This is a genomic window from Limnoraphis robusta BA-68 BA1 (assembly GCF_034932365.1).
Taxonomy (GTDB): domain Bacteria; phylum Cyanobacteriota; class Cyanobacteriia; order Cyanobacteriales; family Microcoleaceae; genus Capilliphycus; species Capilliphycus robustus.
Genome location: NZ_JAYGHR010000075.1, coordinates 1 through 12695, shown reverse-complemented (window position 1 = coordinate 12695; position 12695 = coordinate 1). Strand labels below are relative to the sequence as shown.

Below are 12695 nucleotides of genomic sequence, written 5' to 3'. Positions count from 1 at the left end.
AGAACTGTTTTAGCTTTGTTGTCGATAACGTTCGATTAAACTCGGTAAATAATCAAAGCCATCAATTCCAATTAGAGCAATAAATTTAGAGCGATTTTGGGAGAGAATATTCTGGAAGTTTTCAGCTCCTAATTTTCCCTGTAAAATCATTACTAATGCCCCGGCTTGTTGCCATTTGATATCCCCTCGCTGTTCGAGCAAATACATTCCCAAACAAGCATGATACACCGCTAAATCTTCTCGATGCAGTTGATAATAAGCTTCACCCAAACAAGCATAACCCAAGGCTTGTAAGTCTCGTTCACCCACCTGCTGAACCCTTAATAATCCATCTTCTAAAATAGGGACAGCTTGAGTCGGTTTTTCCAGAACAACATAAGCAATTCCTAAACCCAGAGAACTTAAAGCTTGATTGAGCAAATCATTAAATTTCTCAGACAGTTTTAAACCCTGTTCGAGATAAGAAATGGATGACTCAAGCTGTTCAAACGTTACAGTTCGTTGTTGTCGAGCCATCAACACTTCACAAAAACCTAAACTGACTAAACAATGAGCTTCTCCCTTGCGATCGCCAATTTGTCGCGCTAAAATCAAAGCCCGTTGAGCAAAAGTAATCGCTTGAGAATAGTCTTTTTGTCGCCAACTTAAGCGACTGAGGTGATTAAAATTCGCCACTTCACAAGCTCGATCTTCAGTCTGACGCGCCAATTCTAAGGCTTCCTGATGCAACGTCCAGGCTTGTTCGTGATGGCCTATCCACTGTTGAGAATAGCCCAGAACCGTGAGAATACGAGCCTTTTCCTGAATATTCTCAGCAAAATTCAAAGGTTGGTTGAGGTAGTTAATCGTTTCTCGAAAGCCTTGACCCGAAAACGAGGCAAATACACCGCCATAGAGGGGAAAATTATCCCGTTGAGCAAAAGTCCGCAGGATTTGTAAAGAAATCTGAAAACAAGCCTGAGATAAAACTTCCCGCTCTGGCTGTTGGGATGCTAACTTCAAACCACTGCTGAGTTCAGACCAAATCATCGCAAACACCAAAAAAGTCACACCCGACAAATTCTGCCCAAACTGAGCGCTGTAGGGCTGTTTGTCGAACCAGGCGACCAATCCCGTTTGTAGGTCACGCATCAAGACCATCAAACCCACCCAAGCTTTCCAGTCGATAGTTTGTTCAGTTGCGACTAAAGCTGCGGATTGATTCTGGGCTTGTTTTGTAAATAGCTCTTTGGCCAAAGGGCTGCTCACCTGTTTCGCCCAAGATTGCCAAGGCCCATGATTCATCGCCCCCCCACCAAAACCCAGGGCGCGGTTGGGGAGATCATAAACCCAACTAATCAGATGAGGTTCTAACTCGCTCACCGAAGCCAAACCCTCCATTAACCCCAAGGCATATTGACGGAGTTCAAAGGCTTCAGACGGATTGGTTAAACCCTCTGCTTCCTGCTGAAGAGATTGAGCCAGTTGTCGAATTTGTGGATGCTTGAAAACGTAGGATTGATTGGGATCAAGAACTTGCAGGAGAACCGAAAGCCGTTGAGTCGCCTCTGCTTCTAGAATTTGTCGAACCGCAACCGCACAAGAACTTTCAGCCTGGTGGTTTTTCTGCCATTCTTCCCAAGCTTGCTGCAACATTTTGATGGCGCGTAGTTGTCGAGTTGCTTTTGCCTGTTTGAGTTCATCAGATTCTGTTTGCACCAGAGACTCTAAACTGCTGATTTTCTCCATCAAGCATCGCTCAAAAATTTCTCCAGTTCCAGGCTGAAGTTCCTCAACCAAGCGCTGGTAAATTAACGCTTTAGAAGCAATCTGTCCTTTGAGAATGCTAGTTATGATTTGTTCAACAAAGGTTTGGTAGCGATCGCGATCAGAAGGCGGGTTCATGGTTTTGCCAGACAACTTAGTTCAGGTTTCTCAGGAGATTTCCTAGAGTTTTGAGGTCAATTTATAGCTACAGTTCTCCTGTTTGACAGTCGTTAGTTCAATGACATCTTCACAGTCGGCATGATTTCAGCCGGAATTATCCGCACCCCCCAATAAGCCACATTCCCATATTCATCAATTGTACAGTCAATCCGCTTTTCAAGCTCATTATTCGGCGTTAAAGTTAGGTAATAATTGGCACTATCTGGATCATAGCTGTGTTCAACCGACATCGCTTCAGGGTTATAGCCCTGACTCTTGATGTGGTTCATCGTTGCTGCAAATGCGGATTTTTTAGTCGTCATTTATACTTAGTCTATAATCTTTTGAGGTCACTTCTACAAGAATAATCTATTTTGCCCAACTTGGTAAGTTGAGTTGGGCGGAATTACCGAACTCCTCAGTTAACTTTGAACCGTTTCCTCTTGCTTGACATTAATTTTCAGGCATTGCTCCGAAAAATTCATCGGATTTTCACAGGAATAAGTGCGGAAGTTATTCAAGATTACATTAATCGGTTGCCAATCGGTCAAATTCGGCATTTCTTGCTTGCAGTGTGAGCAGTACCAATAAATTTGTGCTTGACGAATATGACGGAGCATTTTAGTTGAGCAACAGGGACAATTATTCATGGCTAATCTAATTTGATTTTTAACTAAATTTATGGACTTTACTTTCACAAACAATCAGTTACAGTCTCGACTGAACTCTTGGATGCCATTCAGGGATAGCTCTCTTTTAAAAACGGATGTATCAATGAAAAATATTATGCTCCCTGAAAGAATCCCTATTTTTTCTGGATATAGAAAATTAAAGATGTTTAGTCAAGCTGCAATCGCTACCATACAACTAGGGTAAATTTCTATTTTCTTACTTCAAACTTAAGCATTGAGAAATAAGATTTGATGAGTCCATCATACTTTAAAAAATCCTAAAATCTGTATCAAATCATACCTTATCGACAACTTTAGGCCTATTAACCAATTTTCTTAACAGAACTTCAACATCACCTCAGATCACCAACAAGCAACCCGGTTTCTCAGCCTTTAACTGTTTGAAGATCAATGAGGAGTGATCAAACCCCTCTTGAACTTCAAATCATCTTTAAATTACTGTGTTATTTTCATCCATTCTACAATTCCATCTGCTAACGCCACCGCTAACTTTCTCTGTTCTTGAGGGTTAACAATCCATTCAAACTCAACCGGATTAATCATAAATCCTAACTCTAATAAAATAGAAGGAGTCACCGCCGGACGAGTCAAAGCCAGATTATTCCAAAACACACCATAGGATGGACGATCCAATGTTTCCACTAAATAATTATGCAAAAACACCGCTAAACTATGAGCTTGAGGATGATACCAAAACGTACCAATTCCCTGAGTTTTCATCGCATCTCCGTTATCCGGTAAAGCATTATAATGAACAGAAATCGCCAAATCAGGTTCTTCTTTATTAATCATTTTAACCCGATCTTGCGGAAATAAATCCTCCTCTGATTGGCGAGTCATATACACTCTTGCCCCTCGTTTAATCAGTTCATTTTGCAATAAATAAGAGACAATTAAATTCACATCCTTTTCAGGATATCCCGTTGGCCCCTTCGCCCCCAAATCATTCTCACTACCATGTCCGGGGTCAATCAAAATATACATCCCCGCTAACGGTTTAGGACTCAATACATCAGCAAACAAACTCGACTGAGACACTTCTTCTATTTTCGGGGGATGCTTCAATGACAACACCAAAGTTGTACCTTCATACCTCAATTTATAACCCCATTGCTGCTTCGTTTTAAAATGAAACGTATATTGAACCGCCTGTTTTTCTTCTCCCATCGGCGAGAGAACAGGTTCCCAGTCCATCCGTTCAATTAACGGACTATCATCAAACCGAATCGTATCCGTTTGTGCAGTAGTATTATGGAGAGTCAGCGTTAAACTTTGCTTATCCTGTTTAACCGTTACCGGAACCGGAACTTGTAGGGGAAAATAAACCTCAGTCCACTCTCCAACTTGACGAGAACTCGCACTTCTAATAAACGACTGAGGCGGCATTTTCCCTTTAAAAATTTTGGTTTCATCTGCTTTTATCCAACCGCCATAATCTAAGCGTAAATAATCCCCTTCTCGCCCAGTAATTCTCGCCCGAGTTCCTTTCGGTAAAGGCGTCAAACGCGAATAAGTTGTACTCGGGCCAGTTCTCGCCACCCCTTCATCAACTGTTACTTCTGCAATTTCAAATTCAGCCGGAGAAATAATCGTAATATTTCCGGGTGCTTTTTGTGTCACCGTTTCTCCTTTTAACGTCAATTTATATTGCGCTTGACCTAAATTAACCTGATTTCTTCGACGAGGAACCGGAAAACTTTTACCAATTTCTGCACAACCTTGATATTTACTAATTCCTAACTGAATCGGTTGATTATCCCCCGTTAAAACAGCCACATTATCCGGTAAATCCAAAGCTTGATATTGAGCCGATAACGGAATAATTTGACCTGCAAACTCAACCGATACTCGACCATTTGGCGGTGCAATAGCACTAAAACAAATTAATTCCCCCGGAAGCCTAGATAAATTAACTTTCGGTTCCAGAGAATCTTCTACAAAAGCCACACCTTCAGGAATTTCAGGTAAGTTAGAAATGCGATTAATTTTCAGCGTTAATTCTTCATCTTTGTGTCGAAGTTTAAAAATATTCTCTCCCATTTCCAAAGAAAAAGACGGTGCAAAATGACCCGCCGGAGAACGTTCAATTACTGTTCCATTAACGGTTACTTCTGCATCGGGAGAAGCACTTCCAATGAAAAAAATCCGGTTTGAAGTCGTTTTGTGTTCCGCCGGAGGATAAGCAATATAAAGGGGTTGTTCCGCCCAAGCAGGTGATACCATCATACATCCAAACGCCGCTAGTCCTAAAATTCGCTTCATTTTTGCTTCCGTTCACTCACGTTTTATAATTGTATCGAGCCAAGATCAATTATAATTCAGGTTTTTCCATGAATGAAGAAAATTTTCGCCGCTTACACTGCGATGATGATATTGTTATCCTTGAAAAGGATACATTTACTGTTGGGAGACTGAAAGAGTTATTGAGTCAAAATCTGAAAGAATTAGTTGAGGAAACTTCACAACATCAAACTCGTAGTTTAAATATCAAGGGTTTACGGTTGCATCATCATCAAGATATTGTAGCTTCAATGGCTTTTTTATTTTATCAATATTGCTGGCTTTCTATTACTGATAAATCTATTAGATTTGATTTGTCTGATATTCGCTTTGTAATTCCACCTAAAGGTATAGAATGTAAACTTTTAAGCTTAGAAAATCCAAAATGGATTGAGGGAAAAGTTAGATTTTTGGCGGACTTAAAAATTAATGAACAATATTTAGCAGATGTTACTGTTGAAGTTGAATTCTCTCCTCAGCCAACTAATCTTACAGAAGAATCTACAAACGAAGATAGATTAGATGATTTAAGAGCAAAATTAAATCAACTCAACGAAGCATGAGTAACAGAAACCCGGTTTCTCTGAGAAACCGGGTTTCTAGGGATTTAACTTACAGATAACATCAGTTGATTTACCTTTAAACACGACAGAATTTGAGAAGCCGCTTGTTGAGGGTTGCACACCGTTGTATCAATGACTAACGTTCGTTCAGACGCCATTTCCTCTAACGTTAACCGAGTCGATACAGAATCATAATTTTGCTGTTCTTTCACCACAATTTTTAACTTTTCTTGTAACTCTTCCGCCGTCACAACCCCTTGATGAACCCAGGCTAATATTTCCTGTTCTTCCATTGCGTTAAATACAGAGGTTGCTTCCGGTATTCCCAACGCAGTAAAACTCGTTAAATCATCTAAATCAATGCTTTTACTCTCCGTCTTAGGCTTAAAGCTTTTAATAGAGTCAAAAGCATCATTTCGTTTTAAAATTCGCTGTAAACGAACTTTATTCGGAGCATCTAAAACAATAAATTTAGCTTCAGTAAAAGCTTTTACAGCAAAGCTAACCTCATCTTTTCCCCGCAAACCATCAAAAATCAATTGAGTTTTTACCTGTTGAGGGTTTACCCAAAGTTGACTCAAAACATGAGCCATTCCACCCGGAAACTTTTGGCGATATTGACGAGTATAATTAAACCGTTGAATTCGACAAAAATAGGATAAACGCTGTTCATCTTCCCCCATTTGAGGAATGATAATCTCATCTGTTAGTGTGCGTCGGTTGGGAAGTAGCGTAAAATTTGAACTTTCTTCTGTTAAATGAGAAAGAACTGTACTTTTTCCAACTCCTGTTAAACCGACAATAATCAGTAAAGGTTGCGTTACCAGACTCAGCCAACCTTGAGGAACAGATGAACCAAAACCCACTCCCAAGCTGAACGACTTAAAAGCAGAGTGTTTTTGTGTTAATTCAATTGTCATTTGAAGTTAAATCGGATTTTAATTTGTTTTTTTCAGAAAATTTGAAGTGTTAACACCATCAAATTTTTTTTCTTAATCACTCCAGTATACATAAATTTACACAGATTCTCATCTGCTTTGAGAATGAAGGGTTTAAATTCCCCATCAGAAAAAGCTAAACTATCGATAGATGCAACATACAGTCCATTGATAAAGATTTGTTATAAAATTCATAAGTCAACCTTCCCCTTGACAAAAAGACATCACAATATTGTAGGATGTGTCAAATCTAGCATTTCTATTGAAAATCAGAACAATAGTGCCACCGTCTCGCTAGCTGGATATCTCTAGAAATAAGAAGCCTAGCTGGATATCTCTTTCAAATCAACAGTTTTTGACAACTTCTAACAAAAATACTCAACTCAAAAAAAATGAATAATATTTCAGAATACGTTTCTCAAACCGCTCAACTGATTGACTTACCCATTAACCCAGAATACCGTGAAGCTGTAATTTCTAATTTAGAACGAATTGCAGCGATCGCACAACTGATCACCGAATTTCCCTTAAGCGATAAAATAGAAATAGCCCCAGTATTTAATCCCGATTGGAAAATCGACTCAACCCCTAATTTATAATCATTCTTCAGTCTATTCAATCAAAATGTCTTTGGATCTCAAACAAACCGATGCTGTCAACATCTCTAATGCAGTCAGAACAGGTGAACGTTCCGCCTCAGAGGTTTGTACAGAAGTTCTCAGCGAAATTTATCAACAAAATCCGACAATAAACTGTTTTACAAGCATCCTATCAGAACAAGCGATCGCCCAAGCTAAAGCCCTTGATCAAGCGATCAGCAAAGGAGAAGATCCGGGCGCTTTAGCAGGTGTTCCTTTTGCCGTCAAAAACTTATTTGATATCACTGGAATAACAACATTAGCCGGCTCAAAAATTAACCGAGAAAACCCACCCGCTACCCATGACGCCACCGCTATTCAACGCCTCAAACAAGCAGGCGCGATTATTATTGGGGCGCTAAATATGGATGAATACGCCTACGGGTTTGTTACCGAAAATTCTCATTATGGGGCGACACCAAACCCCCACGATATTACTCGAATTTCAGGCGGTTCTTCAGGAGGTTCAGCCGCTTCTGTCGCCGCAGGTTTGGTACCGTTTACCCTCGGAAGTGATACAAATGGTTCGATCCGGGTTCCGGCAGCTTTATGTGGCGTCTTGGGCTTGAAACCGACTTATGGGCGCTTATCACGGGCGGGAGTTTTCCCTTTTTCAAGTAGTTTGGATCATATCGGCTTTATGGCGCGATCGCTGCGAGATCTAGCGACAATTTATGATATTGTACAAGGAGCAGATGAACGCGATCCCGTTTGCACAAAACGTCCGCCTGAACTCAGTTTACCCGAGTTAGACGCCGGAATAGAAGGGGTTAAAATAGCCGTTTTAGAAGGATATTTCGCCGAAACTGGAGAACCAGAAGTCTTTGAAGTAGTAGCCGCAGTGGCAAAGGCGTTAAACGTCACTCAACAGATCACAATACCCGAAACTCATCGGGCGAAAGCAGCAGCCTATATCATTACCGCTTGTGAAGGGAGTCATTTCCATTTAGCAAATTTGCGATCGCGATCGCCAGACTTTGATCCAGCCACCCGAGATCGATTTTTAGCAGGTGCATTAATTCCAGCAACATGGTATAATCAAGCCCAACGATTTCGCCGTTGGTATCAACAGCAGGTGCAGGAAATCTTTCAGAAAGTCGATATTCTGTTAGCCCCAACAACGCCTTGTGTTGCACCCAAAATCGGTCAAGAAAAGATCAACATCGGCGGCGAAGAATTGTTAGTGCGTCCCCATTTAGGGTTATATACTCAACCGCTTTCGTTTATTGGTTTACCCGTTTTATCAGTTCCGGTAAAACATTTAGGTCAACTGCCTTTAGGCGTGCAAATTATTGCCGCACCGCACAACGAAGCTTTAATTCTACGAGTGGCAAAAGTTCTCGAAGCCCAAGGAATCATCGGAGTTTGAGAGTTTGGGAAAATATTACGGCGATTAATTGGCGATAGGTTCCCTCAGTGAGAGATAATTTAGCTTAATATCAATTAAAATCAAGGGATATTTTATAAAATTGAAGTCAACAGAGCATACTACAGTTGCGGGGAAAAGTTCAAGTGGATATTAACATTGGGCGAGGCAAAACAGCCCGCAGAGCCTACGGTATTGACGAAATCGCCTTAGTTCCCGGAACACGCACCCTTGACCCCGGTTTAGCGGATACTCAATGGACAATTGGCGGAATAGAACGAGAAATCCCGATTATTGCCAGTGCAATGGATGGAGTCGTCGATGTCAAAATGGCCGTTCTCCTCAGCCAATTAGGGGCGCTAGGCGTGTTGAACTTAGAGGGGGTTCAAACTCGTTATCAAGACCCCGAACCCGTTTTAAAGCAAATTGCATCCGTTGACAAGACCGAGTTTGTTTCCTTGATGCAGCAACTCTATGCTGAACCGATCCAACCAGAACTGATTAAAACACGGATTGAGCAAATTAAGTCCCAAGGTGGAATTGCCGCAGTCAGTGCAACACCCGCCGGAGCGCTCAAATATGGCAAAATAGTCGCGGAAGCCGGGGCGGATTTATTTTTTGTACAGGCGACGGTTGTTTCAACTGCGTTTCTGTCAGCCGAGTCTGTAACCCCTCTTGACTTACATCAGTTTTGTCAAGAGATGCCCATGCCTGTGATTTTGGGAAATTGCGTCACCTACGAAGTCACACTGAATTTAATGAAAGCTGGGGCTGCTGGCGTGTTGGTGGGAATTGGGCCAGGTGCTGCTTGTACCTCTCGCGGCGTTTTAGGCGTGGGTGTACCCCAAGCAACAGCCGTCGCTGACTGTGCAGCCGCCCGAGAAGATTATTATCAAGAAACAGGCCGTTATGTTCCGGTGATTGCCGATGGCGGTTTAATTACAGGAGGAGATATCTGTAAATGTATTGCCTGTGGGGCTGATGGGGTAATGATTGGTTCACCCTTTGCACGGGCAGCAGAAGCCCCCGGAGATGGCTTTCACTGGGGAATGGCAACGCCGAGTCCTGTCTTGCCTCGGGGAACTCGGATTCGAGTTGGGACGACAGGAACATTAGAGCAAATCTTACGAGGGCCAGCTCAATTAGACGATGGCACTCATAACCTCTTAGGCGCCTTGAAAACCAGCATGGGAACTCTAGGAGCCAAGAACATTCGGGAGATGCAACAAGTAGAAGTCGTCATCGCCCCTTCCTTGCTCACCGAAGGAAAAGTTTATCAAAAAGCTCAACAACTCGGGATGGGTAAATAGAGGGTTTTTACCCTCTGTCCCACGACCCCTTGACAAAACTTGTTAATTTGTCGTAAAAATTAGGGTTGATCGACTGGAATTATTTGGAAGAAAATGTAACAATAGAGAAAGCGGAGACGTATGTTTCCGTTCACTCCTCACACCACACTCCGCCTGGACTATTGTTCGGGCGGTTTCTTATGACTTCATCAAGCCTTAGCGGCAGAAGTCCAGAACAATCTACAACATGAGTTAATCCGGCCGGAAAAACGTTCGATAAGCCCACAAAACAAGTGATCCTGCTCTTAAGATAAGCATACCCTGTTGATTGATGCAAGTCTTTACTCAAGAAATCTGTAATTCATATACAGAGATTAATCGTCCAAATCTGGAGTAAAATATACTAACCCCAATAACTATCAAGTCTTACCGTTCACTCAACGGAGTCACCGAATTGAAAATTAGTGCAACATCTTGGTAGAATCAAATTGGCATCGAAAGTTTGCTTCCTCTTCCACAAGCTACCATTGAGTGCTAGCCTCTGTGTACTTGAAAAGCCAAAGTTAGGAGAGCGAGTGGGTGGCAAGAACCACTATAAACATAGCTCTATTCCCGAATAGGGTTTGATTAATTGCTCAAGGTGCAAACTTCAAAAACCCTTCAGTACGTCGGAGCGCGGCGGAACACTAGACTGAGTAATCAGTATTCTAGTACGCTTGGTAAAGACGGGAACCGCTTTGTTTTCTAACCAAGTGTTGGGAAAGAAAAGTTCTATCGTTGAACTAAGAATCCTCGTCCGTTTGACGGCGAGGAACGTCAAAGTTGCCAACCCCAAGTTTTCCAAATACTTGGAGAGCCATCAGGAGGAACACAAGATTGGATTCCCCCACGATGGCTATAGCTAATTGAGGCTAGGTGTAGTAACAGTTTCTGTTGCGATCACGTATCCTTGCCAAACCTGCCCCAAGCAATTCGGAGAGAATAACAATCAACTGCGCCTGAGAATGGTAATCTCAAGAAAGCAGATATTTAAGTTCGGCTCCGCCTTGTGTGAGCGCAAGGAAAGTTAAAATGTACGACGTGTATAAGGATTTTTAGGCATGTCAGCAGCCCCCCAAGTTACAGATGCTAGTTTCATTAAGGAAGTGCTAGAAAGCGAGGTGCCCGTATTAGTAGATTTTTGGGCACCTTGGTGCGGCCCTTGCCGCATGGTGGCACCCGTCGTTGAGGAAATAGCCCAACAGTTTGCAGGCCAACTCAAAGTGGTAAAACTCAATACAGATGAGAATCCCAACATCGCCAAGCAGTACGGAATTCGCAGTATCCCCACCTTGATGATTTTCAAAGGAGGTCAGAGAGTGGATATGGTGGTCGGTGCGGTTCCCAAAACGACACTGGCGAAAACTTTAGAAAAACACCTTTAATGTTCAAAACATATAGGCGTGTAGCCATGAGGTAAAGCAAGTCTGAGTTCTTAAGAGCTACTACATGGGGTCGCGCCTTAGAACTATAAGTCTGGGGCGCGTCATCGTTGTTTGTTTGGAAAACTGTATGGATTCCTCCGGAACTAGCCTGACGACCGATTCTCTGCAAGCCGAATTGTTGCAACTGATTCAACAGCTTCCGAGCTTGAAGCATGAAAAATGGATTTCGCGATCGCTCTCTAGTGTCGTTCGCATGGCAGGAGAAGAATTTGACACCCTAGACTGGAAAATTCTCTCAGCCTCACTGTTAGATCTCGAACGAGGCTTCCAAATCTTTTATCCCTATCGCCACGTTCGCAAAATATCGATCTTTGGTTCGGCGCGAACTTCACCAGAAGCCGAAGAATATCAAATGGCGGCGGATTTTGCCCGTTGCGTCACTCAACAAGGCTTTATGGTTCTCACAGGCGCTGGGGGCGGAATTATGCAAGCCGGAAATGAAGGCGCTAGTGCTGAACACTCCTTTGGTTTGAACATTCAGCTTCCCTTTGAGCAATCCTCCAATCCCTTCATCGAAGGCGATCGCAAACTAATCAACTTTAAATACTTTTTTACCCGCAAACTGTTTTTTCTGCGGGAAAGCGATGCTTTAGCCATGTTTCCTGGGGGATTTGGTACCCTTGATGAAACCTTTGAGTGCTTAACTTTAGCCCAAACCGGAAAATTCGGCCCGTCACCCTTGGTTTTAATTGATCATCCCGGTGGGGATTATTGGCATGATTGGCACGCCTTTGTCGAAAAACAATTGCTGCGACGGCGATTAATCTCACGCGATGATCCCAGTATTTACACGATTACCGATAACATTGAAACCGCTTGTAAAGCCATCTCAGATTTTTATCGGGTTTATCACTCCAGTCGCTATGTGCAGGAACTGCTGGTAATTCGCCTCAAATCTGAGTTATCGGATGATGCTCTCGAAAAACTCAATACCGAGTTTAGTGATATCCTCGTTCAAGGCAAAATTGAAAAATCTCTAGCCTTAGCCGCAGAAGCCGGAGATGAAACCGAACATTTACCCCGTTTGGTGCTGCATTTTAATCAACTCGATATCGGACGATTGTATCAGCTCATTTCCGCTATTAATACCTTGGGAGCGACAACACCGGCAACCTCTCACCCCGAACAAAAATAAGCTGAGTTCAACCGTTAACTGATTCGCCGTAAGTCCCCCACTGAATTCGGTACTCCGAATCAGTGGCGGGATATAAGGCGGGCGGCGACGATTGTATCTCCGACCAATGCCGTAAGGCGAGGAAAGAGATATATAGCAGAAATCAGGAGACACCGAGACAGGAGACAGAATTGAAACCTTTATCATAAAAGGATTTGACAGAAAAACAGTGTCCTAATCAACTCTTTCTCTGCTATATCAGGAGTCGCCAAATATTTGCAGAATAACGTTACTGTAATATATATATATAATAGTAATAGGTCGATATTTGGAGGAGTTTAGATGAAGCGACAAGCGGTAAAAGTCAGTCTATACCCTACGGACGAGCAAATCCAGGTGTTAGCTCAACACTTTGGATGTGCGCGT

General features: G+C 42.5%; 12 protein-coding genes. 7 read left to right on the top strand and 5 right to left on the bottom strand.

Going from position 1 to position 12695, the window contains the following annotated elements:
* Positions 1-9: 9 nt before the first annotated feature.
* From VB836_RS21585 to VB836_RS21570, 4 genes are all read right to left on the bottom strand, one after another.
* Positions 10-1884 carry a tetratricopeptide repeat protein gene (locus VB836_RS21585; protein ID WP_323222407.1) on the bottom strand — a complete coding sequence of 625 codons (1875 nt, stop codon included), beginning with the start codon at positions 1882-1884 and terminating at the stop codon, positions 10-12.
* Between the two features lie 92 nt (positions 1885-1976).
* Entirely contained in the window at positions 1977-2228 is a 252-nt protein-coding gene (locus VB836_RS21580) for a hypothetical protein (protein ID WP_046278078.1), read from the bottom strand.
* Positions 2229-2327: 99 nt separating this feature from the next.
* A complete protein-coding gene (locus VB836_RS21575; protein ID WP_323222405.1) occupies positions 2328-2555 on the bottom strand; it encodes a hypothetical protein in 228 nt (75 codons plus the stop codon).
* 477 nt (positions 2556-3032) lie between these two features.
* A complete protein-coding gene (locus tag VB836_RS21570) occupies positions 3033-4859 on the bottom strand; it encodes an N-acetylmuramoyl-L-alanine amidase (protein WP_323222403.1) in 1827 nt (608 codons plus the stop codon).
* 68 nt (positions 4860-4927) lie between these two features.
* On the opposite strand from VB836_RS21570, the gene VB836_RS21565 reads away from it, so the two are divergent.
* Positions 4928-5440: a KGK domain-containing protein gene (locus tag VB836_RS21565; protein WP_323222401.1), complete on the top strand. Its 513-nt coding sequence runs from the start codon at positions 4928-4930 to the stop codon at positions 5438-5440.
* A 44-nt stretch (positions 5441-5484) separates the two neighbouring features.
* On the opposite strand, the gene VB836_RS21560 is transcribed toward VB836_RS21565, so the two are convergent.
* The gene (locus VB836_RS21560) at positions 5485-6360 is read right to left on the bottom strand and encodes an AAA family ATPase (protein ID WP_323222399.1); all 876 of its coding nucleotides are present in this window, start codon (positions 6358-6360) and stop codon (positions 5485-5487) included.
* A gap of 410 nt (positions 6361-6770) precedes the next feature.
* On the opposite strand from VB836_RS21560, the gene VB836_RS21555 reads away from it, so the two are divergent.
* From VB836_RS21555 to VB836_RS21530, 6 genes are all read left to right on the top strand, one after another.
* Positions 6771-6977 carry a DUF4089 domain-containing protein gene (locus VB836_RS21555; RefSeq protein WP_046280228.1) on the top strand — a complete coding sequence of 69 codons (207 nt, stop codon included), beginning with the start codon at positions 6771-6773 and terminating at the stop codon, positions 6975-6977.
* A 25-nt stretch (positions 6978-7002) separates the two neighbouring features.
* Complete coding sequence (locus VB836_RS21550) at positions 7003-8385, top strand: AtzE family amidohydrolase (RefSeq protein WP_323222398.1); 1383 nt, start codon at positions 7003-7005, stop codon at positions 8383-8385.
* A 143-nt stretch (positions 8386-8528) separates the two neighbouring features.
* Entirely contained in the window at positions 8529-9692 is a 1164-nt protein-coding gene (locus tag VB836_RS21545; RefSeq protein WP_323222396.1) for a GuaB3 family IMP dehydrogenase-related protein, read from the top strand.
* Between the two features lie 1079 nt (positions 9693-10771).
* Entirely contained in the window at positions 10772-11095 is a 324-nt protein-coding gene (gene trxA, locus VB836_RS21540; RefSeq protein ID WP_323222394.1) for a thioredoxin, read from the top strand.
* 127 nt (positions 11096-11222) lie between these two features.
* The gene (locus VB836_RS21535) at positions 11223-12290 is read left to right on the top strand and encodes an LOG family protein (protein ID WP_323222392.1); all 1068 of its coding nucleotides are present in this window, start codon (positions 11223-11225) and stop codon (positions 12288-12290) included.
* A gap of 321 nt (positions 12291-12611) precedes the next feature.
* Positions 12612-12695, top strand: an 84-nt coding sequence (locus VB836_RS21530) for a helix-turn-helix domain-containing protein (RefSeq protein ID WP_323219606.1), incomplete at its 3' end; no start/stop codon positions are given.